This is a genomic window from Streptomyces sp. NPDC028910, from assembly GCF_055564955.1.
On the sequence record NZ_JBVHVF010000007.1, the window covers coordinates 214,496 to 238,401 of the forward strand.

Below are 23,906 nucleotides of genomic sequence, written 5' to 3' on the forward strand. Positions count from 1 at the left end.
TCGCTCCCGCGCTCCTCCCGGCCCCTCCCGGCCATCCCCCCCCGCACCCGTTAGCCCTGCGGCAGCTTGAGCACCGGGAAGCTGCCCGTCGCCGTCGGCGCGTGCTCCGGCAGCCACAGCACCGCCACCGCACCCGCCGCCGCGCCCTCGCGGTCCGTGCCGCCCGGGGCGGCCACGTTGCGGAAGGTCAGCCGGGCGCCCAGCACCCGCGCCTGGCCCTCCGCGATGGTCAGTCCCAGCCCGTGCCCGACACCCGCGCGGTCCGTCGACCCGGTCCGGAAACGGCTGGGCCCCTCGCGCAGCAGTGCCTCCGGGAAGCCCGGCCCGTGGTCGCGGACCCGTACGACCCGGCCCTCGACGTCGACCTGGACCGGCGGCTGCCCGTAGCGCGCGGCATTGGCGAGGAGGTTGCCCAGGATCCGCTCCAGGCGCCGCGGGTCGGTGCTGACGATCTCGTCCGCGACGACCCGTACGGTCGCCTCCGGCATCAGTGCCCTCACCCGCCGGCTCACGAACTCGCCCAGCGCCACGTCCTGGAGCTCCGCCCGCTCCGACGCGCTGTCCAGCCGGGCCACCTCCAGTACGTCCTCGACCAGGGCGCGCAGGGCCTGCGCCCGGTCCCGGACCAGCTCGGTCGGACGCCCCGGAGGCAGCAGTTCCGCCGCCGTGAGCAGGCCCGTCACCGGCGTGCGCAGCTCGTGCGCGATGTCCGCGGTCACCCGCCGCTCGGCCTCCAGCCGCTGCTGGAGGGCGTCGGCCATGGCGTCCACGGCCCGCGCGAGGTCGTCCGTCTCGTCCCGGACGACGCCGCCGACCGCGTCCCGCACCCGTACGTCGGGATCGCCGTGCGCCACCCGCTGCGCGGCGGCCGCGGCCTTGCGCAGCCTGCGCGAGATCTGCCCGCCGATGAGCACGCCGAGCGCCGAGCCGCCGATCACGGCGGCGAGGCCGCCGACGACCAGGGCGCGGTCCAGGTCGGGGAGCAGGTTGGCGCTCTCCCGGAAGGGGGTGTGCAGCGACAGCACCTGCCCGTTGACGAGCGGTACGGCGGCCCACACCTCGGGCATCCCGTGCGGCTTCTCCTGGATGTACGTCCCGCGCCGCCCCGACTGCACCTTGCGGCGCAGTTCGGCGGGCAGCTCCGGGTCGTTGAGCTTGGCGCCCATCGGCGGCTTGCGCCCGGCCTCGGCGTTGCGGGAGATGAACTGCACGCGGTCCAGCTGCACCTCGCGGGCGCTCTCCAGCATCGACACGCGGGCAGCGCTGTGCACCACAAGGCTCAGCGCGATCGTGACGAGGGCGCCCACGGAGGCGACGGCGACGGCGATCTTCCAGCGGATCCCCGTGCGCAGGGTGAACCGTCTCATGCCTTGAGCTTGTAGCCGAAGCCCCGGACCGTTTCGATCCGGTCCTGGCCGATCTTGGTGCGCAGTCGCTGGACGTGGACGTCGACAACGCGGGTGTCGCCGCCCCAGTCGTAGTCCCAGACCCGCTCCAGCAGGCGGTCGCGCGACAGTACGGTGCCGGGCGCCGAGGAGAACTCCAGCAGCAGCCGCATCTCGGTCGGCGTCAGCGCCACGGCGGCGCCAGCCTTGCGCACCTCCATGCCCTCGGTGTCGACCTCCAGGTCGCCGAAGGAGAGCACCCCGCGCTCGCCGTCCGGACCGTTGTGGGCGGAGGCCGGTCCGGCGTTCTGCGAGCCGCCGGAGTGGTCGAAGCGGCGCAGCACGGCGCGGATCCGGGCGACGAGGACGGAGCCGTCGAAGGGCTTGGTGACGTAGTCGTCGGCGCCGGCCTCCAGGCCCAGCACCACGTCGATGGAGTCGGCGCGCGCCGACAGCATGATGACGGGGACGGTGGACTCGTCCCGGATGCGGCGGCACAGGCTCACCCCGTCCATGCCGGGGACCATCACGTCCAGCAGGGCGATGTCGGGCCGGTCGGCGCGGAAGGACTCCAGGCCGGACAGGCCGTCGGGCATGGCCGTGACCACGAACCCGTCGCGTTCCAGCGCCAGGGTCGTGGCCTCGCGGATGACGTCGTCGTCCTCCACGAACAGGACATGGGTCTCGGCCATGCGGAAGCCTCGCCTCGGTTCCTTCTGTGCTCAGTTCTGTTGACTCGTGGCCGGGGCGGGCTGGGCACCGCCGTCGACCACGTTGCTGTACTCCGAGTGCACTCGGTCCTGCTCGGTGAACGTCTCCCCGTTCCAGCGGTACGTGATCACGTCCTCGCCCGACGGATAGGCGAGCGCGTCGCTCTTTCCGTAGACCTGCTTCGTGACCACCAGGTCGCCCCGGTCGATCTCCGCGTAGACGGGGGGTTGTTCGTCCGAGAACACATTCTCGTACGTCGCGCCGTCCGCGCGGTACACGTACGAGCCGCGGCCCAGGGCGTCGGCGCAGGACAGGACGTTGACGATGATGTCGACGACCGCGCTGCCCGTGACCTTCCCGTAGGTCACGTCCACGGGGTACTCCTTGCCGCACGGCTTGAGGTCCCGCTTCACCTCGGCGCTGACCTTGGGATCCTTCATCAGCAGCCCGACCGGGTCGACCTTCTTGAGGGGCCGGCCGGAGGCGCTGGCGGAGGCCTGGGAGGGAGCGGTCGGCGCGGCCTTGGACACTGGGTCGGTGCGGGCGGGGCCGCCGTCGCGCAGGCCCGTGCCACCGGTGGCGCAACCGACCACGAACACGGCAGTGCCGACGAGGACGACCGTCCCCGCCGACATCAGCACCAGCGAACTCCTGCTGCTCAGACCTTGGCCGTTCAGGCCGCGCACCGCTCCCGCCCCTCGTACCGCATGGTGTTGTGCTCACCGCGTTCCAGCGCGCGCATGTCCAGGTCCCGGCTCTCCAGTTCCTGCCGGAGGCGGGCCAGCGCGCGGTGCAGCGTGCTCTTCACGGTACCCGTCGACATCCCGAGCGCCGCGGCCGTCTCCTCGGTGCTCATCTGCTCCCAGTGTCGCAGCACGACCACGCTGCGCTGCTTCGGCGCGAGCACCTTGAGGATGTCCATCAGCAGGGCCCGGTCGGCGCGCTGGTCGGAGCCGTCCTCGACGGAGGCGTCGGGGAGCTGCTCGGTGGGGACCTCGTCGAGCTTGCGGGCGCGCCACCACTCGGTGCGGGTGTTGATCATGACCCGGCGGAGGTAGGCGTCGGCCAGGGACTTGTCGGCGATGCCGTCCCAGCGGCCGTAGGTCCGCACGAGCGCGGTCTGCAGGAGGTCCTGGGCGTCGGTGGGGTCCGGGACCAGGCGCCGGGCACTGCGCAGCAGCGCGTCCTGCCGGGTGCGTACGTACTCTTCGAATTCGAGTACCTCGCCGTGCGCCATCTCAGACCGCCTCCGCTGCCGTCCACCTGCTCATCCGCCTGTCTTACGGACTCGAAGGTACGGAGGGGTTGTCACGGGCCTGTGCGGGCCAGCCTTCGGTGGACGCACGGACACCCATAGGTTCTGTAACAGCGCCCGTGAGCTGCGGTTTCCCGGCGAAAAGCGGAATCGTCGAGTCAGCTTCGATCAGGTGGCGCCGGGGCCTGCGGGAGCCTGCGGGAGCCGGTAGAGACCGCCGTCGAGGGGTTCCACCAGCCCGTCGGAGACCAGCCCGTCCAGTGCCCGGGCCCGCTGCACCGGCTCGTCCCAGACCGTGTCGAGCACGGCCCCCGGAACGGCGCCCACCGCCTCCCGGAGCACGGCGAGCAGCTTGCCGCGCACCTGCCGGTCGGTCCCGGCGTACGTCTGCCCGCGCCGCGGCGGCCCCTCGTGCGCCGGCTTCCCGGCGAGGCGCCACGCGCACAGCCGGGCCACCGGGCAGCGGGCGCAGTCGGGGCTCTTGGCGGTGCACACCAGCGCGCCGAGCTCCATCGAGGCCGCCGCCCAGCGGGCCGCGGTGTCCTCGTCCTGCGGCAGCAGGGCCCGGGCCAGGCGCCGCTCGGCGGCGGTGGTGGCGTTCGGCGGGTACTCGACCCCGGTGGCGGCGCGCGCGAAGACCCGCCGGACGTTTGTGTCGAGGACGGCGTGCCGCTGCCCGTACGCGAAGGAGGCCACGGCGGCCGCCGTGTACTCGCCGATCCCGGGCAGCGCGAGGAGCTGCGCGTGCTCCTGCGGTACGTCGCCCCCGTGCCGCTCCGTTATCGCGACGGCCGCGCCGTGCAGCCGCAGGGCCCGGCGCGGGTAACCGAGCCGCCCCCAGGCCCGTACGGCCTCGCCGGGGGCCTCGGCGGCCAGGTCGGCGGGCCGGGGCCAGCGGGCGAGCCACTGCTCGTAGACCGGCAGGACCCGGCTGACGGGGGTCTGCTGGAGCATGAACTCGCTGACCATGACCCCCCAGGGGCCGGCCTCGGGGCGGCGCCAGGGCAGGTCACGGGCGTGCTCGTCGAACCACGCGATGACGGGGGAGTGCAGCGCGTGGGAGACGTCGGGGGACACGGCGGCGGACCCGTCGGTGGACACGGCGGCGGAGGAAGCGGCGGATTCGGGGGATTCGGAGGATTCGAGGGATGCAGTCATGGCAGACGGCATCCTGGCACGTTTCGCGACGCCCGCGCCGGGCCCCGGCCCGTGAACCGGACGCCGGCTCGGGCTGCGCTCGCCCGTATGGCGGCGTAGAGGCAGGCGTCCGGGTTACGCCCCCAGGATGATCATCGGCAAATCGAGTCCACCCCGCGGCATGTGGGGCACTGATCGGGCCGCGAACTCTCGTAAAGTTCCGTCCGTGGGATCTCTGCGCAATCCGGTCGGGCCGCTCCCCTCCTCCATCTACTGGCGACGGAGGGCTGTGCTGGCGTCCGTTGTCGCGCTCCTGGCGCTCCTCGCCGTATGGACCGTCAGCTCGGGCGGAGGGAAGTCGAGTACGAACGGAAAGGGCCAGAGCCGCCCCGATCCCGTCGCGTCGATCACCCCCGGGCCGGCCGGAACCGGGCCGGCGATCAGTGCGGCCCCCGGCGGGCGCGCGGAGTCGGGCGGCGCAATCACCGGGTCCGAGGGCGGCGGCTCCACGGGCGGCGGGGGCAAGAACGGCGAACCGGGCGGTGGCGCGGGCTCCGGCGGTGGCCCGGGCTCCGGCTCCGGCTCCGGTGGTCCCGAGACCGGTCCGGCGTCGCCGGTCCCGGCGGACTCGCCGCTCCCCACCTGCGCGCCCGGTGCGCTGCAGTGGGAGGTCAAGAGCGCGAAGAACGAGTACGAGGCGAACGAGAAGCCCCGCCTCGAACTCGTCGCCCGCAACATCTCCGGGACCACCTGCAAGATCGACCTCGGTCCCAAGCAGGCGGTCGTGACCATCCTTCAGGCGAGCAGCAGCAAGGCGGTGTGGTCCTCGGCGGACTGCCCGACGGGCCCGGGCAACGCCTTCTTCCGCCTCCCGGCGCAGGGCGAGACGAAGCAGTCGCTGGAATGGGACCGCAGGTCCAGCGCCGCCGACCAGTGCGCCACGCCTCCCGCGGGGTCGGCCGCTCCGGACACGTACGTGGTCGAGGTCAAAGCCCCCGGCATGCCGGTGGCCCGCACGTCGTTCGTCCTGAAGCAGGACTAGCAGCTGCCGCTGCGGCGCCGTTGCCGGGGGCGGAGCCCCAGGAGCGGCGCGAGCTAGACGTACCGCTCCAGGATCGAAGACTCCGCGAGCCGCGACAGCCCCTCGCGCACGCTCCGCGCCCGCGCCTCGCCCACCCCGTCCACCGTCTGCAGGTCGTCCACGCTCGCGGCGAGCAGCTTCTGCAGCCCCCCGAAGTGCTCCACGAGCCGCTCGATGATCGCGCCCGGCAGCCTCGGCACCTTCGCCAGCAGCCGGTACCCGCGGGGCGACACCGCCGAGTCCAGGGTCTCGGGCGAGCCCGTGTACCCCAGCGCCTTCGCCACGATCGCCAGCTCCAGCAGCTCCGGATGCGTCAGCGCGTCCAGCTCGGCCAGCGCCTCGTCCACCGTGCGGGAACGCTTCGCCGTCGGCTCCGGCACGTAGTCCCGGATGACCAGCTCCCGTTCCTGCTCGATGCCGACCGTCAGCTCGTCCAGCTGCAGCGACAGCAGCCGCCCGTCCGTGCCCAGTTCGACCACGTACTCGGCGATCTCGGTCGCGATCCTGCGGACCATCTCCAGCCGCTGCGCGACCGCCGTCACATCGCGGACGGTGACGAGGTCCTCGATCTCCAGCGCCGACAGCGTGCCCGCGACCTCGTCGAGGCGCAGCTTGTACCGCTCCAGCGTGGCCAGCGCCTGGTTCGCCCGCGACAGGATCGCCCCGGACTCCTCCAGGACCCGCCGCTCGCCGTCCACGTACAGGGCGATCAGCCGCATCGACTGCGACACCGACACGACCGGGAAGCCGCACTGCTTGGAGACGCGGTCGGCGGTGCGGTGCCGCGTACCCGTCTCCTCCGTGGGGATCGACGCGTCCGGCACCAGCTGCACGCCGGCCCGCAGGATCTTGGTGATGTCCTTGTCGAGGATGAGCGCGCCGTCGAGCTTGCACAGCTCGCGCAGCCGGGTCGCGGTGAACTCCACGTCCAGGACGAAGCCGCCCGTGCACATCGCTTCGACGCTCTTGTCCATCCCGAGGACGATGAGCCCGCCGGTGTTGCCGCGGACGATCCGCTCCAAGCCGTCACGCAGCGGCTGACCAGGTGCGACCGCGCTCAGCGAGGCGCGCATCATGGCCTCCTGCTTGGAGCTCGCGCCCGACTTGCCGGATGCTGCTGCCCCGTCCTTGGCTGCCACTGCACTCCTCGGGTCGCGGGTTGCGCCGCCTGCGTACGGCCGGGCGGACCATCCAGAAGTCTACCGGCGCCCGCTGTGAGCCCGCCGTGGCTTGGCAGGTCCGGCACGCGAGGACCCCGCGCGGACCGCGGACCGACCCCTCGCGGACCCCGGACGGAACCCCGCGCGGACCCCCTTACGCGCTCTCCGACGGGGGCTCGGCGGCTACTCGGCGGCCCGCTCCTTGGCCGGCGTACGGGACCGCCCGCGCGGCAGCACCCGGAGCGCGTCGCCCATGTCGGCGACCTCGATGACCTTCATCCCCGCCGGCACCTTGCCCGGATCCGACGGCACCAGCGCGTGCGTGAAGCCCAGCCGGTGCGCCTCGGCGAGCCGCCGCTGCACGCCGGTCACCCGCCGCACCTCGCCGGCCAGCCCGACCTCGCCGATCGCGACGAGGTTCTTCGGGAGCGGGACGTCACTGGCCGCGGAGGCCAGGGCGAGCGCGATCGCCAGGTCGGCGGCCGGCTCGGTGAGCTTCACGCCGCCCACCGTCGCGCTGTAGATGTCGCGCTTGCCGAGCGCGGTGATCCGGCCGCGCTGCTCCAGCACCGCCAGCATCATCGAGACGCGCGAGGTCTCCAGGCCCGAGGTGGTGCGCCGGGGGGAGGGGATCTGCGAGTCGACGGTCAGCGCCTGCACCTCGGCGACCAGCGGACGCTTCCCCTCCAGGGTCACGGTCAGGCAGGTCCCGGGAACGGCCTCGGCGCGCCGCGTCAGGAACAGCCCGCTCGGGTCGGCGAGCCCGGTGATCCCCTCGTCGTGCAGCTCGAAGCAGCCGACCTCGTCGGTCGCCCCGTACCGGTTCTTGACGCCGCGCACGAGCCGGAGGCGCGCGTGCCGGTCGCCCTCGAAGCTCAGCACCACGTCGACGAGGTGCTCCAGCAGCCGCGGCCCGGCGATCGCCCCGTCCTTGGTCACGTGGCCGACGAGGAGGGTGGACATCCCGCGCTCCTTGGAGGCCCGGATCAGCGCACCGGCCACCTCCCGCACCTGGGCCATGCCGCCGGGCGCGCCGTCGATCTCGGGGGAGGCGACGGTCTGTACGGAGTCCAGGATCAGCAGGGCGGGCTTCACGGCGTCGAGATGCCCGAGCACGGCGGAGAGATCGGTCTCGGCGGCCAGGTAGAGGTGATCGCTGAGGGCGTTGATCCGGTCGGCCCGCAGCCGCACCTGGCTCGCCGACTCCTCGCCCGTGACGTACAGCGTGCGGTGCTCGTCGCTGGCCGCCTTCGCCGCGACGTCCAGCAGCAGCGTCGACTTCCCGACGCCGGGCTCGCCGGCGAGCAGCACCACGGCGCCGGGCACGAGCCCGCCGCCGAGGACGCGGTCCAGCTCGTCCACGCCGGTGCTGCGCGCCGTCGCCGTGCGCCCGTCGACCTGCGCGATCGGCACCGCGGCGGTCGACACCCGGCCGGCGGCGGTGGTGCGCACGGCGGGGGCGCCCATCTCCTCGACGGTGCCCCAGGCCTGGCACTCGGGACAGCGGCCGAGCCACTTCGCGGTCGTCCAGCCGCACTCGGTACAGCGGTAGGACGGCCGGTCCTTGGCGGATGAACGAGCAGTGCGGGCAGCCATGGCGCTCACCGTAGCCGCCCGCACTGACAGCCGGGGCGGCGGTGGGCCTCCCGCGTCGGGGTCTGCGATCTGCGTGGGCCTCCCGCATCTGCGTGGGCCTCCCACGTCAGGGTCGGCGTCAGCGCATCACCGATCTGTTCACCCGTAAGGGCTAAAAGTGGGGAAGGCTTCCAGGGCGTCACCGGCGCGCCGCCTACGGTCGCCAGGTGAACAGCAGCAACCAGGCACACCCCTCATCGCGCACCGGCGCACACCGGGCGCACGGGCGCACGCCCTACGAAGTGGAGCAACCGCCCCCCTTTCGGCACGAGCCTTACCTGGACGGTCTGTTCACGTACTGCCTGTCGGTCCTGTGCGACCACGACACCGCCACCGAGGTCCTCGGCGAGGTCCTCGCCGTGGCCGAGCGGCATCCCGGCCGCTGCCCCGACGAGGGGGACCGGCGGGCCTGGCTCTACGCACTGGCCCGCTGGGGCTGCCTGCGCCGGCTGGCGGAGCAACGGCGTACCCGGCAGGGAGCGCATTCCGCCCGGCGCGCGCCGGAGCACGCCGGACGCGGCCGTGCGCCGGGTGGTGACACGGCCACCGACAGCGCCCCCGAGGCCCATCGGCTCCTTGACGTGAGCGCGTACCGCCGTACCGAGCTGGCCCGGCTCGCCTGGCCGGAGGCCGCCGGGACCACGCCCGTGCAGCGCGAGGCCCTCGAACTCGCCGTCCGCCACCGCCTCGGCGTCCCCGAACTCGCCGCCGTCCTCGGCACACCCCCGGCCGCCGCCCGGGAGCTCCTGTCCGGCGCCGCCTGCGAGGTCGAGCGCACCCGTACCGCCCTCGCCGTCGTGGAGACCGGCAGCTGTCCCGCCGTCTCCCGGCTCACCGGCGACGACGGCGACGGCAACGTGCTGCTGTCCAGCACGCTGCGCGCCGAGCTCGTCCGCCACGTCGACGACTGCCCCCGATGCCGGCGCGTCGCCGAACGCGTGGGCGCCGCGGCCCCCTGGCCCGGCTCCGGCGGCCTCGACACCGCCGCCCTCCCGCTCGTGCCGGCCCCCCGCACCGCCGTCCACGCGGCGATGCTCCGCTCCGGCCGGGGCCGCGGCCGCGGGCCCGGCCCGCGTTTCGACCGCACCGGCTTCCCGATGGACCCCAAGGACCGCGCGGCCCGCCGCGACCGGCTGCGCGCCCGGGCGGTGACCACCACCGTGGTCGCCACCGTCGTCGCCGCCCCGGTCCTGGCGCTGTGGGCGGCGTACCGCGGCGACACCGGGACGGGCGAGCCCGTCGGCGGCGACGCCACCCGCATCTCCGCCAGCGAGACCGAGCTCCCGACCGCGCGGACCGACGGCCACCCGCTGACCGCCTACGAGAACACCGGGAACGCCGCCACCACCACCGGCGGCCCCGGCTTCGCCCAGGACAGCGCCGCCTCCGACGTCTCCGTCGAGGTGATCAGCAGCGGCCCGCCGGCGACCCCCGACCACTCCGGCGCACCGGGCCGTCTCACCGTGGCCGCATCCTCCCGCGGCTCCCTCACCCTGCTCACCCTCACCGCCTCCGGCGGAGCCCCGGTGGACTGGCGGCTCTGGTCCGACGCGCCCTGGCTGCGCGCGAGCCGGACCGCGGGCACCCTGGCTCCCGGAGAATCGGTCACCCTGCGGATCGCCGTGGACCCCGAGGCCCAGCCCGTGGGCGCCTGGACGGCCCGGGTCGGGATCGATCCGAGCGGTGCGGTGGTCTCCATCCAGGGCCGCGGCCGCCCCGCCTCGACGCCGCCGCCGTCCCCGGACCCGACGTCGCCCCCGAGTCCGTCGCCGACCCCGGACCCGACGCATCCGCCCACCCCGACCCCGACTCCGACGGAGCCGACGATCCCGCCGCCGTCCCCGACGCCCACGCCGACCCCGACGGATGGCCCCGGTGGAACGGATTCCCCGGACCCGGACCCGGATCCGGCCCCGTCGGCTTCACCGGGCGCTTAGGGGTGGGCTGCGTGGGTACCCCGTGGATCCCCGTCGCGGGTCCCCGCGCGGGTCGTCGCGCCGTTCGCCCTGCGGGCCGCCTTGTCGGTCGCCTCGTCGGTCGCCCCCCGGCTCAGACCGGATCGGCGGGGTGCGGGGCCATCGGCAGCAGCGAGGCCAGCCGCGCCTCGCACAGCTTCACGAGTGCCTCGTAGCCCTCCCGGCCCATCAGCTCCGTCAGCTCGGCGCGGTACGTCACGTACACCGGGTCCCCGGCGCCGTGCGCGGACGTGGCCGACGTACACCACCAGTGCAGGTCGTGGCCGCCGGGACCCCAGCCGCGGCGGTCGTACTCCCCGATCGACACCTGCAGCACGCGGGTGTCGTCGGGCCGGTCGATCCAGTCGTACGTCCGGCGGATCGGCAGCTGCCAGCAGACGTCCGGCTTCGTCTCCAGCGGCTCGCGGCCCTCCTTCATCGCGAGGATGTGGAGGGAGCAGCCGGACCCGGCGGCGAACCCCGGCCGGTTCAGGAAGATGCACGCGCCGTCCCAGCGGCGGGTCTGCTTCTCCCCGTCGTCGTCGTACTGGGTCCACCCGCTGTCGCTGCCGACGTCGTGGAACTGCCACAGCTCGGGCGTCAGCCGGGCCACGTGCCGCGCGACGCGCTGCTCGTCGTCCTCGTCGGAGAAGTGCGCGCCGAGCGTGCAGCAGCCGTCGTCCGCCCGGCCCGCCTGGATGCCCTGGCAGCCGCTGCCGAAGATGCAGGTCCAGCGGGAGGTCAGCCAGGTCAGGTCGCAGCGGAAGACCTGCTCGTCGTCGGCGGGGTCGGGGAACTCCACCCACGCCCGGGGGAAGTCGAGCCCCTTCTCGTCGGCCACGACCACGGGCTTGTCCTTACCGGCCCCGGGGGCCTTTGTGGCCTTGGAGGCCTTCGTCGCCTCGGCGGCCTTCGTGGCCTCGGCGGGCTTGGCAGCCTTTTCCTCGGCCTTGAGGGTGTGGGTGTCCTTGCCCGTGTCCTTCTCCGACCGGGTCTTGCTGGCCTTCTTCGTATTTGGCACAAACACAAGCCTAAGCGCCCCTAACGCAACCCCTGAGTGTTCCCCGCAGTAGCGTTTCCCCCTATGAGACTCGGTGTCCTTGATGTGGGTTCGAACACGGTCCATCTGCTGGTGGTGGACGCGCACCCCGGCGCGCGCCCCCAGCCGGCGCACTCCCACAAGGTGGAAATGCGGCTGGCGGAGCTCCTCGACGAGCGCGGCGCCGTCACCCCCGAGGGCGTCGAGCGTCTCGTTTCGGTGATCGGCGACGCGGTGCAGGCCGCGGAGGACAAGGGGTGCGAGGACGTCCTCCCCTTCGCGACCAGTGCCGTACGCGAGGCCACGAACGCCGACGAGGTCCTGGCGCGGGTCAAGGCCGAGACCGGCGTCGACCTGCCGGTGCTGAGCGGTGAGGACGAGGCCCGGCTCACCTTCCTGGCGGCCCGCCGGTGGTTCGGCTGGTCCGCCGGGAAACTGCTGGTCCTGGACATCGGCGGCGGCTCGCTGGAGATCGCGTACGGCATCGACGAGGACCCGGACGCGGCCGTCTCCCTCCCGCTGGGCGCGGGCCGCCTCACGTCGGGCTGGCTCCCGGGCGACCCTCCGGACGCGCTGGACGTGCGGGCGCTGCGGCGGCACGTGCGGGCGGAGATCGCCCGGACGGTCCGCGAGTTCAGCCGCTTCGGAGCCCCGGACCACGTGGTGGCGACGTCGAAGACCTTCAAGCAGCTGGCCCGCATCGCGGGCGCGGCCCGCTCGGCGGACGGCCTGTACGTACAGCGGGACCTGAGCCGCAAGTCCCTGGAGGAATGGGTCCCGCGGCTGGCCGCGATGACCACGACCCAGCGCTCGGCCCTCCCGGGCGTCTCGGAGGGCCGCGCGAACCAGCTCCTGGCGGGCGCGCTGGTCGCGGAGGGCGCGATGGACCTCTTCGGCGTCGACGAGCTGGAGATCTGCCCGTGGGCCCTGCGCGAGGGCGTGATCCTACGCAGGCTGGACCACCTGCCGACGCCGTCGGGGGGCTAAGGGCGGCGGGGTAGGGCGGTACGGGGCGTCGCGCGGGCGGGGCCTTCGCCCCCTCAGCCACGTCGGGCCCGGGCGGTGGTCGGGGCGGGGCCGGAAGTCCTGCAGGGCGGTGGCTTCGGTGGCCTGTTGCCCTGGGGCGGGATCGGAGATGTTTTGGGGGTTTCCCGTCAGTCCCATCGTCTCTCCGTGTCGGGCCGGTCCCTCACGAGGCGCCCGGACCGGCACCGCGTGGTGGTCGTCACGCCCCGGGGCGGGTGTGGGCCCGTACCCTGGCTGGGTGGCAGAACCAGTCCGCATCCCGACCGCGAAAGTCGCCCTTTCCACCGCCTCCGTGTATCCGGAGTCCACGGCGACCGCCTTCGAGATCGCCGCGCGCCTCGGGTACGACGGCCTTGAGATCATGGTCTGGACGGATCCGGTCAGTCAGGACGTCGACGCGCTGCGCCGCCTCTCCGACCACCATCAGGTGCCCATCCTCGCCGTGCACGCGCCCTGTCTGCTCATCACCCAGCGCGTGTGGTCCACCGACCCGTGGGTCAAGCTGCAGCGCGCCCGGGCCGCGGCCGAGAAGCTCGGTGCGAGCACGGTCGTGGTGCACCCGCCCTTTCGGTGGCAGCGGCAGTACTCGCGGGATTTCGTCACTGGGATCTGGCGGATGGCCGACGAGACCGACGTCCGGTTCGCCGTGGAGAACATGTACCCCTGGCGTTACCGCGACCGCGAGATGCTCGCGTACGCGCCCGAGTGGGACGTGACCAAGGACGATTACCGGCACTTCACCGTCGACCTGTCGCATACCGCGACCGCCCGTACGGACGCCACCGCGATGATCGACCGGATGGGCGACCGGCTCGCCCACGTCCACCTCGCCGACGGGAACGGATCGGCCAAGGACGAGCACCTGGTTCCGGGGCGGGGTACGCAGCCCTGCGCCGAGCTGCTCGAACGGCTCGCCCGGACCTCCTTCGACGGGCACGTGGTCATCGAGGTCAACACGCGGCGCGCGATGTCCTCCGCCGAGCGTGAGGCCGATCTCGCCGAGGCGCTGGCCTTCACCCGCCTGCACCTCGCCACCACCGCCGAGCGCGACGGGGCCCACCGGCCATGACCGATCCCGCGAAGCCAGGGGAGCCCGCGAAGCCAGGGCGGCCAGGGGAGCCCGCCGAGCCCCCCGCCCCCGCCAAGCCCCGCCGCCGGGGTCCCGGCCGGCCCCGGCAGGACGAGGCCGACGACGGTCCCGGCACCCAGGAGCGCATCCGGCTCGCCGCCCGCTCCGAGTTCGCCGCGCGCGGCTACGACAAGACCTCCGTACGCGGCATCGCCAAGGCCGCCGGCGTGGACCCGGCCCTGGTCCACCACTACTTCGGCAGCAAGGACGACCTCTTCGCCGCCGCCATCGAGATGAGCATGGAGCCCGCCCTGGTCGTCCCCGCGATCATCGGGGAGGGCCCGGACGGCATCGGCGAGCGGCTGGCCCGGTACTTCCTCGGCGTCTGGGAGAACCCGGTCACCCGGGTCCCGCTGCTCGCCGTGATCCGGTCCGCCCTCACGCACGAGGCCGCCGCGAAGGTGCTGCGCGGGCTGGTCCTGCGGCGGGTCCTGGAGCGCGTCGCCGCCGACCTCGACGTCCCCGACCCGACCTTCCGCGCCGAGCTCGCCGCCTCCCACATGGTCGGCATCGCGATCCTGCGCTACGTCGTCCAGGTCGAGCCCCTCGCGTCCGCCGATCCGGATGACATCGTGGCCCTGGTGGCCCCCACCCTCCAGCGTTACCTGACCGAGGAATGAGCCGCCCGTCCCGGCATGCGGACTTGCCGTCCGCATCCCGGGCCGGAGGCGTAGCCTCGTAACTGATTCATATCTACAGTCGTGGCCGCGCTCGCAAGGCCGGCCGCACTCATGGGGAGTGAACCCGATGCCCGAGCTGAGGTCCCGCACCGTCACCCACGGCCGCAACATGGCGGGCGCACGCGCCCTTATGCGTGCGTCGGGCGTAGCGAGCGAGGACATCGGCAAGCCGATCATCGCGGTCGCCAACTCCTTCACCGAGTTCGTCCCCGGCCACACCCACCTGGCCCCCGTCGGCCGGATCGTCTCCGACGCCATCCGCGCCGCCGGCGCCATCCCGCGCGAGTTCAACACGATCGCCGTCGACGACGGCATCGCCATGGGTCACGCCGGGATGCTCTACTCCCTGCCCTCCCGTGACCTGATCGCGGACTCCGTGGAGTACATGGTCGAGGCGCACTGCGCCGACGCGCTGATCTGCATCTCCAACTGCGACAAGATCACGCCGGGCATGCTGATGGCCGCCATGCGCCTCAACATCCCGGTCGTCTTCGTCTCCGGCGGCCCGATGGAGGCCGGCCAGGCCACCCTGGTCGACGGCACCGTCCGCAAGCTCGACCTGATCGACGCCATGGTCGACGCCTCCAACGAGAACGTCTCGGACGAGGACGTGCTGCGGATCGAGGAGAACGCCTGCCCGACCTGCGGCTCCTGTAGCGGCATGTTCACCGCCAACTCGATGAACTGCCTCGCCGAGGCCATCGGCCTGGCCCTCCCCGGCAACGGCTCGGTCCTCGCCACGCACACCGCCCGACGCGCCCTGTACGAGGACGCCGGCCGGACGGTCGTCGAGATCACCAAGCGCCACTACGAGCAGGACGACCACTCGGTCCTGCCGCGCTCCATCGCGACCCGCCAGGCCTTCGAGAACGCCATGGCCCTCGACATCGCCATGGGCGGGTCCACCAACACGATCCTCCACCTGCTGGCCGCGGCGCAGGAAGCCGGTCTGGACTACGACCTCACGGACATCGACGAGGTCTCGCGCCGCGTCCCGTGCCTGGCCAAGGTCGCTCCGAACGTGGCGCCCGGCGGCACGTACTACATGGAGGACATCCACCGCGCCGGCGGCATCCCCGCCATCCTCGGCGAGCTGCACCGCGGCGGCCTCCTGAACAAGGACGTCACCACGGTCCACTCGGACAACCTGGAGGACTGGCTGGCGAAGTGGGACGCCCGCTCCGGCACGGCCACCGCGGAGGCCATGGAGCTGTGGCACGCGGCCCCCGGCTGCAAGCGCTCCGCCACCGCCTTCTCCCAGTCCGAGCGCTGGGACACCCTCGACCTCGACGCCGAGGGCGGCTGCATCCGCTCCGTGCAGCACGCGTACTCCAAGGACGGCGGCCTCGCCGTCCTGCGCGGGAACATCGCCGTCGACGGCTGCGTCGTGAAGACGGCGGGCGTCGACGAGTCGATCTGGACCTTCGAGGGCCCGGCCGTCGTCTGCGAGTCGCAGGACGAGGCCGTCGACAAGATCCTGCGCAAGGAGATCAAGCCGGGCGACGTCGTCGTCATCCGCTACGAGGGCCCGCGCGGCGGCCCCGGCATGCAGGAGATGCTCTACCCGACCTCCTTCCTCAAGGGCCGCGGCCTCGGCAAGGTCTGCGCCCTGGTGACGGACGGCCGTTTCTCCGGCGGCACCTCGGGCCTGTCCATCGGCCACGCCTCCCCGGAGGCGGCCTCGGGCGGCACCATCGCGGTCGTCGAGGACGGCGACCGGATCCGCATCGACATCCCGAACCGGTCCATCGAGCTCCTCGTCGACGACGCCACCCTGGCGGCCCGCCACGAGGCCCTCGGCGGCGTCTACGCCCCGAAGAACCGCGAGCGCACGGTCTCCGCGGCCCTGCGCGCCTATGCCGCGATGGCCACCAGCGCCGACAAGGGCGCGGTCCGCGACGTGAGCCTCCTTCCCTGACGCCCTCGCAACCTCTCGGTCCAGGCGGGCCTCTCGGCCCGGGCAGGCCTCTCGGCTCCGGGCGTCTGCGCCGGACTCCGTCCGCCGAGCCCGGGCTGACCCGCCGTACGACCACCGAACCCCGCCGGGCGCGTCACCACCCGGCGGGGTTCTGCGTACCCACCGCGAAGACGGCCCCGTCGGGCGCGGACGCGTACACCCGCCCGTCGGCGACCACGGGCGCGGGCAGCGTCGCGCTGACGACCCCCTGGGCGGCGCCCATCCGGGGCTCGGTCTGCCCCATGGGCCGCCCGGTGATCGCGTCGACGGCCAGCAGCCGCCCGTCCGACGAGGTCAGATAGACCAGCCCCTCGGCGAACACCGGCCGGGAGGCCGTACCGACGCCGGTCTCCAGTCGCCACAGCTCCTTGCTCGCGCCGACCGCCACGAGCCCGCCCCTCGCCTCGAAGGCGTACACCGTCCCGTCCGGGCCCACCGACGCCTCGGCCTCGTCCAGCGGAGCCGACAGCCGCATCCGGTGGATCGCGCGGGTCCCCGCGTCCACCCGTACGACGCCGACCGTCCTGGTACCGGCGTCGTTGTCCAGCAGGTACACCGAGCCCTGCGCCGCCCCGACCGGGCGCAGCCGCCCGCCCGTCCGGACCTGCCAGCGCACCGTCCCGCCGGCCGGCTCCACCTCGGCGAGCCGGGAGGACTTCCCGTCGGTCTCCGGTGTCGACACGTAGAGCACGGGTGCGCCCGCTTGCCCCGGGGCGCTCCACCACGTGGATCCCGATCCGCCGATCTGCCGCGTCCAGCGCTGTGCGCCGCTCGCCGCGTCGAGGCCGGTCACGCTTCCGCCGGCCGCCACCGTGAGGACGTACGGGCCCGCGGTCACCACCCGCGTGCCGCCCGGCAGCTTCCGCCGCCAGCGCTCCGCACCCGTCCCGGCATCCAGCGCCTGGAGCAGTTCGCTGGCCGGGGCCACCGCCATCACCACTCCGCCGGCGTGCAGGGGGACGCTCTCCGTCGTTGTTCCGGGGTCCGGTGTGGTCGCCCGCACCGCCCAGGCCACCGAGCCGTCCGCCGGGTCGAGCCGGGCGGCGGCCAGCCCGCGGCCCGAGCAGTACAGGCCTCCGCCCTCGGCCGAGCACGACGCGGCATGCCCGACCAGGGGTACCGCCCACGGCGCGAAGCTCTTCCCCGATCCGGGCCCCGATCCCGCCGCCGACCCCGATCCCGACCCCGATCCCGCCACCGGCCCCGTCGCCGTCGGCGCCCCCGGCACCCGGGCCGTCACCTGGCCCGGCGCCCCGGCCTCCGGCCCGAACCGCAGATAGCCGCCGACCGCCCCCGCCGTGAGCAGCAGCCCGAGCCCCGCCGCCAGCAGCACCGGCCCGCGCCGACGCTCGGCCGCCGGGCCCTGCGGGGCGATACGCGCACGCCGGTGCGTGATCTCCTCGTCCGGTACGGGCCGACGCGGCCGGGGGATGAAGGCCTGCGTGTCCTCGCCGGTCGGGTAAGCGACCGCCCGCATCTCGGCGATCAGTTCCCCGGCGGTCGGCCGCTCCGCGGGATCCTTCGCCAGGCAGCGGGCCACGATCGGGACGAGCCGCGCCGGCAGCCCGGTCAGATCGGGCTCGGCGTGCACGACCTGGTACGCGACGAGGTAGTGGCTGTCGGAGTCGAACGGCCCCCGCCCGGTCGCCGCGTGCACCAGCACCGCACCCAGCGCGAACACGTCCGCGGCCGTCCCCACGTCCCGGGGCCGCTGGAACTGCTCCGGCGCCATGAACGGCGGCGTCCCGATCAGCTTGCCCGTCTCGGTCCGCAGATCGCTGTCGGCCGGGCGCGAGATGCCGAAGTCGATGACCCGCACCCCGTCCGGGGCCATCAGCACGTTGCTGGGCTTCAGGTCCCGGTGCACGACCCCGGCCCGGTGGATGTCGCGCAGGGCCTCCGCCAGCCCGGCGGCGAGCCTGGCCAGTTCGACGGGATCCAGCACCCGCTCCCGTACGCGCTCGGACAGCGTCGGCGCGTCGATGAAGAGGGTGGCCATCCACGGCCGTTCGGCATCCGGATCGGCGTCCACGACCGGCGCGGTGAAGGCCCCGCTGACCCGCCGCGCGGCCGCGACCTCCTGCCGGAACCGCGCTCGGAACTCGGGATCCACCGCGTGCTGGGCGTGCACGACCTTGACGGCGAGTTTCAGCCCCGAACTGGAGGTGGCCAGGTGCACGACGCCCATGCCGCCGGAGCCGAGCACGGATTCGAGCCGGTACTGCCCGGCGTAGTCCGGAAACCCCGCGTAGTCCGCGCACAGTGACTGCACCGCTCACCACCCCCGCCGGAGCCTAGTCGATGCCCCGTGCGAACATCCAAGGGCTTGCTACCCTGCGCGCGTTGCGCAGAGCAACACCCAAGGGGGGAGTTTTCACATGTCGGTTGAGAACGATTCAAGCCAGATCCAGGGCGTTTCCGCAGGACTGACCACGTACCCGCTCGCACCCGGATACCGGGTCAACGTCCGCAGCGGTCCGGGTACCAACTACTCGATCGTCGACGTGCTGCCGGCCGGCGGGTACGTCACGATCCGCTGCCAGTGCCCGGGCACGACGATCTCGGGCCCGTACGGCACCACCGACATCTGGGACTGCATAGGCAACGGCCGGTTCGTCTCGGACGCCTACGTGAAGACGGGCAGCGACGGCTACATCGCCGGCCGCTGCGCCTGACGCGGGGGCCGGCGACCCGTCTGACACGTGAGACGCGCCCGGCCCGACCGGCCCGGCGAGGGATAATCGCTGATGTGAGCGACGACCAGCGAGACCTGACCCCCGCCGAGCCGGCCGCGCAGGCCCCGGTCCCGGCCGGCCCCGAGCCCGAGCCGATCCGGTTCTTCGGCACGACCTGGGTGAACCACGACGGCGGCTACGCCCTGCGCCGCGCCGGCCTCGCCATCGGCTCGCTGGTCACCGCCGTCGCCGCCGCGGTTCTGCTCCGCCTCTCCTACGAGGGCCTGGAGATCGGCAACGTCGGCCCGTTCCTCAGCATCTCCGTTGTCGTCCTCTTCGCGATCGCCAGCTCCATCGCCTTCGTCAAGACGTGGGAGTCCTTCAGCCGCCGCCCCGCGCCGTCGTCCGACGAGGCCGCCCTCAAGGGCCTCAAGACGATCGGCTTCATCGGCTCCCTCATCGCGTACTTCCTGCGCTGCCTCGGCGAGGCCCCGGGCGAGAAGCTCCGGCGCGCCGAGTACGAGCAGGCCCAGGCCGATTTCGCCCGCCGCCGCAGCGCCCGTACGGGGAACCCGGCCGCCCGCCGCCCCAAGCGCAAGAAGTAACGCGCACCCCTCACCGTCACCGTCACCCTCACCGTCGTCACTTCCGGGTCATTGACGTCCCGGCACAGCCAGGAGCATTATTCATCACATGATGAATAACCTGGAAAACGGAGGAGCCCCGGCCGCCGTCCACGCCCACGGCCTGACCGTCCGCCGCGGCACCGGCCGTAGTCCCCGCACCGTCATCGACGGCATCGCCTTCGACGTCCCCCGCGGCCGCATCACCGGCCTCCTCGGCCCCTCCGGCTGTGGAAAATCCACCCTCATGCGCGCCATCGTCGGCACCCAGGCCCGCGTCACCGGCACGCTCGACGTCCTCGGCCGCCCCGCCGGCCACCCCGAGCTCCGCTCCCGCGTCGGCTACGTCACCCAGGCGCCCTCCGTCTACGACGACCTCACCGTCCGGCAGAACCTCGACTACTTCGCCGCCGTCCTCGACCCCGGCCGGGCCGCCGCCGACCGCCGCGCCGAAGCCGTTCGACAGGCCATCACCGACGTCGACCTCACCACCCACACCGACGCCCTCGCCGGCAACCTCTCCGGCGGCCAGCGCAGCCGCGTCTCCCTCGCCGTGGCCCTGCTCGGCACCCCCGAGCTCCTGGTCCTCGACGAACCCACCGTCGGCCTCGACCCCGTCCTGCGCCGCGACCTGTGGAACCTCTTCCACGCCATCGCCGCCACCCGCGGCGCGACGATCCTCGTCTCCTCCCACGTCATGGACGAGGCCGAGCGCTGCCACGACCTGCTCCTCATGCGCGAAGGCCGCATCCTCGCCCAGGACACGCCCGACGCCCTGCGCACCCGTACCCACTCCACCACCGTCGAGGAGGGCTTCCTGCGCCTCGTCGACGAGGCCAACGCGGCCAGCGCGGCCGCCGCGGCCGCCGCCGAAGGGACACCCCGATGACCGCCCCGATCACCGCCACGCCCACCGCCCCGATCGGCGCCACGAAGGCCCTGAGCGGCGCCCGCACCGCCGCCACCGCCGCCCGCGTCCTGCGCCAGCTCCGCCACGACCCGCGCTCCATCGCGCTGATGCTCCTGGTCCCCGTCCTGATGCTCACCCTGCTGCGCTTCGTCTTCGACGGCAGCCCCCGCACCTTCGACGGCATCGGCGCGTCACTCCTCGGGATCTTCCCCCTCATCACCATGTTCCTGGTGACCTCCATCGCCACCCTGCGCGAACGCACCTCCGGCACCCTCGAACGCCTCCTCGCCATGCCCCTCGGCAAGGGCGACCTCATCGCCGGCTACGCCCTCGCCTTCGGCGCCGTCGCCGTCGTCCAGTCCCTCCTCGCCACCGGCCTCGCCCTCTGGCTCCTCGGCCTCGACGTCGTCGGCTCCCCCTGGCTGCTCCTCCTCGTGGCCCTCCTCGACGCCCTCCTCGGCACCGCACTCGGCCTCTTCGTCTCCGCCTTCGCCGCCTCCGAGTTCCAGGCCGTCCAGTTCATGCCGGCGGTGATCTTCCCCCAGCTGCTCCTCTGCGGCCTGTTCGCAGCCCGCGACACCATGCACCCGGTCCTCGAAGGCCTCTCCGACGTCCTGCCCATGTCCTACGCCGTCGACGGCATGACCCAGGTCCTCACCCACACCGACATGACCGCCGACTTCGTGCGCGACTGCGTGATCGTCGCCGCCTGCGCCCTGCTCGTACTGGCCCTCGGCGCGGCCACCCTCCGCCGCCGCACGCCCTGACCGCGCGCCGGCTGACCGCACTACGGACGGCGCCGCCCCGCTGCCCGCCCGGGTGCAAGGATGAGGACGTATACGTACCAGCCCAGGCGCAAGAACAGTTCGGCGAGGTGGATCGGGCATGACCCAGACAGTCGCAGTCCTCGGTACCGGCAAGATCGGCGAGGCCCTGCTCAGCGGAATGATCCGCGGCGGCTGGCCCGCCTCGAAGCTCCTCGTCACCGCCCGCCGCGCCGAACGCGCCGAGGAGCTCCGCACCCGCTACGGGGTCGAGGCCGTCTCCAACGCCGAAGCCGCCAAGCGCGCCGACACCCTCATCCTCACCGTCAAGCCCCAGGACATGGCCAAGCTCCTCGACGAGCTCGCCCCGCACGTCCCCGCCGACCGCCTGGTCATCAGCGGCGCCGCCGGCATCCCCACCTCCTTCTTCGAGGAACGGCTCGGCCCCGGCACCCCCGTCGTCCGCGTCATGACGAACACCCCCGCCCTCGTCGACGAGGCCATGTCCGTCATCTCCGCCGGCAGCCACGCCACCGCCGAGCACCTCGCCCACGCCGAGGAGATCTTCGGCGGCGTCGGCAAGACCCTGCGCGTCCCCGAGTCCCAGCAGGACGCCGCCACCGCCCTCTCCGGCTCCGGGCCCGCGTACTTCTACTACCTCGTCGAGGCCATGACCGACGCCGGCATCCTCCTCGGCCTGCCCCGCGCCCAGGCCCACGACCTGATCGTCCAGGCCGCCATCGGCGCCGCCGTGATGCTCCGCGACAGCGGCGAGCACCCCGTCAAGCTCCGCGAGGCCGTCACCTCCCCGGCCGGTACGACGATCAACGCCATCGTGGAGCTGGAGAGGCACGGCGTACGCGCCGCCCTGATCGCCGCCCTCGAAGCGGCCCGCGACCGCAGCCGCGAGCTCGCCTCCGGCAACAGCTGAACCACGGCCGGTACGGGCCCCCGCGCGAACGGGGGCCCGCGGCCACACCCCTCAGGGCTCCAGCAGCCCGATGGCCCGGTACGCCCGGTCCACCACGGGCCGCGCCAGCTCCCGGGCCCGCCCGGCGCCCTCCCGCAGCACCTTCTCCACCTCCGCCGGATCGCCCGCCAGCTCCGCGTGCCGCTCCCGCACCGGCCGCAACAGCTCGACCACCGCGTCGGCGACGTCCCGCTTCAGCGCCCCGTAACCGCTGTACCCCTCGGCGAGCACGGCCGGATCGCCCCCGGTACACGCCGCCAGGATGTCCAGCAGGTTCGCGACCCCCGGCCGCGCCTCCCGGTCGTGGACCACCGCCCCGTCCCCGCTGTCGGTGACCGCCCGCATCACCTTCTGGCGCACGACCCCGGGCTCGTCGAGCAGATAGACGATCCCCGCCCCGTTCTCATGGGACTTCCCCATTTTCGACGTCGGGTCCTGCAGGTCCATGACCCGCGCGGCGACCGCCGGATGCGTGGCCTTCGGCACCGTGAAGGTGTGCCCGTACCGCTGGTTGAAACGCACCGCCAGATCCCGCGTCAGCTCGACGTGCTGCCGTTGGTCATCTCCCACGGGCACTTCCTGCGTCCCGTACGCCAGGATGTCGGCGGCCATCAGCACGGGATAGGTGAGCAGCGACAGCCGTACGCCCTCCCCGGACGCCTGCGCCTTCGCCGCCTTCTCCTTGTACTGGATCATCCGCCGCAGCTCCCCGTCGGTGGCGGTGCACTCCAGCAGGTACGCCAGCCGCGTGTGCTCGTCGACGTGGCTCTGTACGAAGAGCGTGCAGCGCTGCGGGTCCAGCCCGGCGGCGAGCAACAGCGTCGCCGCCTGCCTGCTCAGCCTCCGTACGCGCGCCGGCTCGTGCTCGACGGTCAGCGCGTGCAGATCGACGACGCAGAACAGCGCCTCGTCCGGTTCCTGTTCGGCGGCCACCCACTGCCGTACGGCCCCCAGGTAGTTGCCCAGCGTCAGGTGCCCGGTCGGCTTGACCCCGCTGAAGATCCTCGTCATGTCCTGCTCTCCCTCGTGTGAGTGGCTCGTGAGTGGCTGGTGATGCCGAGGCGACCGCGTCGGGCGACCGAGCCACTCCCGGAAGGGGAGAAACAAGAACGGCCGCCGTAGCGGCGGCCGTGAGCGCATGCGTGCTCGCGTGGAAGGTCGGCCGCCGTCAGGCGGCCCACCAGCGAAGGCTGAGCGTGAGCGCATGCGTAGTCATGGGCCCAGGGTAGACGGCCGGGGCGGGAAGGCGCCGTGAGTTTCGCGAACCCCGCGCGCCGCCGGCCGGTCAGCCGGGGTTGACACAGGTGTGCCTGATCCGTAAGGTTCTTCGAGTTGTCCGCAGTGAGCGCCGACCCCGGTCGGTCCCCGGACAGCCATTCCGCACTACCCATTCGAACGAGCGACGCACATCCGTCGTCCCGTTTTCATGCGTATTTGCGAATGAGGAATCCGTGTCCGAGGACGCCGCCGCCGATTAGGTTCGGGGGCGAGGAATCCGCTACTGTCTCACTCGCCGAAGGGCCCAACAGCCCCGAAGCACAGCCCGCTGACTGGGAGTCAGACCCGAAAGGATCTGATAGAGTCGGAATCGCCGGAAAGGGAAACGCGAAAGCGGAAACCTGGAAAGCGCCGAGGAAGTCGGACACGAAAGAGTCTGATAGAGTCGGAAACGCAAGAACAGAACGAAAGCCCGGAGGAAAACCCGCGAGGGTGAGTACGAAGGAAGCGTCCGTTCCTTGAGAACTCAACAGCGTGCCAAAAATCAACGCCAGAAGTTGATACCCCGTCCACTCCGGTGGATGAGGTTCCTTTGA

General features: G+C 73.0%; 22 protein-coding genes. 11 read left to right on the top strand and 11 right to left on the bottom strand.

Annotated elements, in window-relative coordinates; all coding sequences use genetic code 11:
- Window positions 1-50 precede the first annotated feature (50 nt).
- From cseC to ACZ4TV_RS12760, 5 genes are all read right to left on the bottom strand, one after another.
- A complete protein-coding gene (gene cseC, locus ACZ4TV_RS12740; protein WP_468133688.1) occupies window positions 51-1,367 on the bottom strand; it encodes a two-component system sensor histidine kinase CseC in 1,317 nt (438 codons plus the stop codon).
- Window positions 1,364-2,077 (bottom strand): two-component system response regulator CseB, encoded by a 714-nt coding sequence (gene cseB / locus ACZ4TV_RS12745; protein WP_468133690.1) that lies wholly within the window; start codon window positions 2,075-2,077, stop codon window positions 1,364-1,366. The genes cseC and cseB overlap by 4 nt, the downstream gene beginning before the upstream one ends.
- Window positions 2,078-2,107: 30 nt before the next feature.
- Window positions 2,108-2,731, bottom strand: coding sequence for a hypothetical protein (locus ACZ4TV_RS12750; protein ID WP_468133740.1), 624 nt, complete (start codon window positions 2,729-2,731; stop codon window positions 2,108-2,110).
- A 38-nt stretch (window positions 2,732-2,769) separates the two neighbouring features.
- Complete coding sequence (locus ACZ4TV_RS12755) at window positions 2,770-3,333, bottom strand: SigE family RNA polymerase sigma factor (RefSeq protein ID WP_468133692.1); 564 nt, start codon at window positions 3,331-3,333, stop codon at window positions 2,770-2,772.
- A gap of 186 nt (window positions 3,334-3,519) precedes the next feature.
- Window positions 3,520-4,509, bottom strand: coding sequence for an HhH-GPD family protein (locus ACZ4TV_RS12760; RefSeq protein WP_468133694.1), 990 nt, complete (start codon window positions 4,507-4,509; stop codon window positions 3,520-3,522).
- Between the two features lie 205 nt (window positions 4,510-4,714).
- On the opposite strand from ACZ4TV_RS12760, the gene ACZ4TV_RS12765 reads away from it, so the two are divergent.
- The gene (locus tag ACZ4TV_RS12765; RefSeq protein WP_468133696.1) at window positions 4,715-5,530 is read left to right on the top strand and encodes a hypothetical protein; all 816 of its coding nucleotides are present in this window, start codon (window positions 4,715-4,717) and stop codon (window positions 5,528-5,530) included.
- Between the two features lie 53 nt (window positions 5,531-5,583).
- Here the strand turns inward: ACZ4TV_RS12765 and disA are convergent, their stop codons facing one another.
- On the bottom strand, window positions 5,584-6,708 hold the full coding sequence (disA, locus tag ACZ4TV_RS12770) for a DNA integrity scanning diadenylate cyclase DisA (RefSeq protein WP_361769502.1): 1,125 nt from the start codon (window positions 6,706-6,708) through the stop codon (window positions 5,584-5,586).
- A 204-nt stretch (window positions 6,709-6,912) separates the two neighbouring features.
- The gene (gene radA, locus ACZ4TV_RS12775; RefSeq protein ID WP_468133699.1) at window positions 6,913-8,325 is read right to left on the bottom strand and encodes a DNA repair protein RadA; all 1,413 of its coding nucleotides are present in this window, start codon (window positions 8,323-8,325) and stop codon (window positions 6,913-6,915) included.
- 206 nt (window positions 8,326-8,531) lie between these two features.
- Here radA and ACZ4TV_RS12780 point away from each other — a divergent pair, with 206 nt between their 5' ends.
- The gene (locus ACZ4TV_RS12780; RefSeq protein WP_468133701.1) at window positions 8,532-10,301 is read left to right on the top strand and encodes a BACON domain-containing protein; all 1,770 of its coding nucleotides are present in this window, start codon (window positions 8,532-8,534) and stop codon (window positions 10,299-10,301) included.
- A 112-nt stretch (window positions 10,302-10,413) separates the two neighbouring features.
- On the opposite strand, the gene ACZ4TV_RS12785 is transcribed toward ACZ4TV_RS12780, so the two are convergent.
- On the bottom strand, window positions 10,414-11,166 hold the full coding sequence (locus ACZ4TV_RS12785) for a DUF3109 family protein (RefSeq protein WP_468133742.1): 753 nt from the start codon (window positions 11,164-11,166) through the stop codon (window positions 10,414-10,416).
- A 237-nt stretch (window positions 11,167-11,403) separates the two neighbouring features.
- Here ACZ4TV_RS12785 and ACZ4TV_RS12790 point away from each other — a divergent pair, with 237 nt between their 5' ends.
- The 4 genes from ACZ4TV_RS12790 (at window position 11,404) to ilvD (ending at window position 16,111) form a co-directional block, all read left to right on the top strand.
- Entirely contained in the window at window positions 11,404-12,345 is a 942-nt protein-coding gene (locus tag ACZ4TV_RS12790; RefSeq protein WP_468133703.1) for a Ppx/GppA family phosphatase, read from the top strand.
- A 277-nt stretch (window positions 12,346-12,622) separates the two neighbouring features.
- Complete coding sequence (locus ACZ4TV_RS12795; RefSeq protein ID WP_468133705.1) at window positions 12,623-13,453, top strand: sugar phosphate isomerase/epimerase family protein; 831 nt, start codon at window positions 12,623-12,625, stop codon at window positions 13,451-13,453.
- Window positions 13,450-14,133, top strand: a complete 684-nt coding sequence (locus ACZ4TV_RS12800) for a TetR/AcrR family transcriptional regulator (protein ID WP_468133707.1) — start codon at window positions 13,450-13,452, stop codon at window positions 14,131-14,133. The genes ACZ4TV_RS12795 and ACZ4TV_RS12800 overlap by 4 nt, the downstream gene beginning before the upstream one ends.
- Before the next feature lie 127 nt (window positions 14,134-14,260).
- Complete coding sequence (ilvD, locus tag ACZ4TV_RS12805) at window positions 14,261-16,111, top strand: dihydroxy-acid dehydratase (protein WP_468133709.1); 1,851 nt, start codon at window positions 14,261-14,263, stop codon at window positions 16,109-16,111.
- Between the two features lie 133 nt (window positions 16,112-16,244).
- Here ilvD and ACZ4TV_RS12810 read toward each other — a convergent pair whose 3' ends face one another.
- On the bottom strand, window positions 16,245-18,422 hold the full coding sequence (locus tag ACZ4TV_RS12810) for a serine/threonine-protein kinase (protein ID WP_468133711.1): 2,178 nt from the start codon (window positions 18,420-18,422) through the stop codon (window positions 16,245-16,247).
- Between the two features lie 106 nt (window positions 18,423-18,528).
- On the opposite strand from ACZ4TV_RS12810, the gene ACZ4TV_RS12815 reads away from it, so the two are divergent.
- From ACZ4TV_RS12815 to proC, 5 genes are all read left to right on the top strand, one after another.
- On the top strand, window positions 18,529-18,825 hold the full coding sequence (locus tag ACZ4TV_RS12815; RefSeq protein ID WP_468133713.1) for a peptidase: 297 nt from the start codon (window positions 18,529-18,531) through the stop codon (window positions 18,823-18,825).
- A gap of 74 nt (window positions 18,826-18,899) precedes the next feature.
- A complete protein-coding gene (locus ACZ4TV_RS12820) occupies window positions 18,900-19,430 on the top strand; it encodes a hypothetical protein (protein WP_468133715.1) in 531 nt (176 codons plus the stop codon).
- 88 nt (window positions 19,431-19,518) lie between these two features.
- Window positions 19,519-20,337 (top strand): ABC transporter ATP-binding protein, encoded by an 819-nt coding sequence (locus ACZ4TV_RS12825; RefSeq protein ID WP_468133717.1) that lies wholly within the window; start codon window positions 19,519-19,521, stop codon window positions 20,335-20,337.
- On the top strand, window positions 20,334-21,125 hold the full coding sequence (locus ACZ4TV_RS12830; protein WP_468133719.1) for an ABC transporter permease: 792 nt from the start codon (window positions 20,334-20,336) through the stop codon (window positions 21,123-21,125). The genes ACZ4TV_RS12825 and ACZ4TV_RS12830 overlap by 4 nt, the downstream gene beginning before the upstream one ends.
- A 118-nt stretch (window positions 21,126-21,243) precedes the next feature.
- Complete coding sequence (proC, locus tag ACZ4TV_RS12835) at window positions 21,244-22,053, top strand: pyrroline-5-carboxylate reductase (protein ID WP_468133721.1); 810 nt, start codon at window positions 21,244-21,246, stop codon at window positions 22,051-22,053.
- Between the two features lie 51 nt (window positions 22,054-22,104).
- Here the strand turns inward: proC and trpS are convergent, their stop codons facing one another.
- Window positions 22,105-23,103: a tryptophan--tRNA ligase gene (trpS, locus tag ACZ4TV_RS12840; protein WP_468133723.1), complete on the bottom strand. Its 999-nt coding sequence runs from the start codon at window positions 23,101-23,103 to the stop codon at window positions 22,105-22,107.
- Between the two features lie 413 nt (window positions 23,104-23,516).
- Window positions 23,517-23,906 (bottom strand): hypothetical protein (locus tag ACZ4TV_RS12845; RefSeq protein WP_468133725.1); only part of this gene is annotated, 390 nt, incomplete at its 5' end.

Excerpts from the sequence above, each read along its gene's own strand:
- cseC (WP_468133688.1), bottom strand. The coding sequence starts at position 1,367 with ATGAGACGGTTCACCCTGCGCACGGGGATCCGCTGGAAGATCGCCGTC.
- cseB (WP_468133690.1), bottom strand. The coding sequence starts at position 2,077 with ATGGCCGAGACCCATGTCCTGTTCGTGGAGGACGACGACGTCATCCGC.
- ACZ4TV_RS12750 (WP_468133740.1), bottom strand. The coding sequence starts at position 2,731 with ATGTCGGCGGGGACGGTCGTCCTCGTCGGCACTGCCGTGTTCGTGGTC.
- ACZ4TV_RS12755 (WP_468133692.1), bottom strand. The coding sequence starts at position 3,333 with ATGGCGCACGGCGAGGTACTCGAATTCGAAGAGTACGTACGCACCCGG.
- ACZ4TV_RS12760 (WP_468133694.1), bottom strand. The coding sequence starts at position 4,509 with ATGACTGCATCCCTCGAATCCTCCGAATCCCCCGAATCCGCCGCTTCC.
- radA (WP_468133699.1), bottom strand. The coding sequence starts at position 8,325 with ATGGCTGCCCGCACTGCTCGTTCATCCGCCAAGGACCGGCCGTCCTAC.
- ACZ4TV_RS12790 (WP_468133703.1), top strand. The coding sequence starts at position 11,404 with ATGAGACTCGGTGTCCTTGATGTGGGTTCGAACACGGTCCATCTGCTG.
- ACZ4TV_RS12800 (WP_468133707.1), top strand. The coding sequence starts at position 13,450 with ATGACCGATCCCGCGAAGCCAGGGGAGCCCGCGAAGCCAGGGCGGCCA.
- ilvD (WP_468133709.1), top strand. The coding sequence starts at position 14,261 with ATGCCCGAGCTGAGGTCCCGCACCGTCACCCACGGCCGCAACATGGCG.
- ACZ4TV_RS12815 (WP_468133713.1), top strand. The coding sequence starts at position 18,529 with ATGTCGGTTGAGAACGATTCAAGCCAGATCCAGGGCGTTTCCGCAGGA.
- ACZ4TV_RS12825 (WP_468133717.1), top strand. The coding sequence starts at position 19,519 with ATGATGAATAACCTGGAAAACGGAGGAGCCCCGGCCGCCGTCCACGCC.
- ACZ4TV_RS12830 (WP_468133719.1), top strand. The coding sequence starts at position 20,334 with ATGACCGCCCCGATCACCGCCACGCCCACCGCCCCGATCGGCGCCACG.
- proC (WP_468133721.1), top strand. The coding sequence starts at position 21,244 with ATGACCCAGACAGTCGCAGTCCTCGGTACCGGCAAGATCGGCGAGGCC.
- trpS (WP_468133723.1), bottom strand. The coding sequence starts at position 23,103 with ATGACGAGGATCTTCAGCGGGGTCAAGCCGACCGGGCACCTGACGCTG.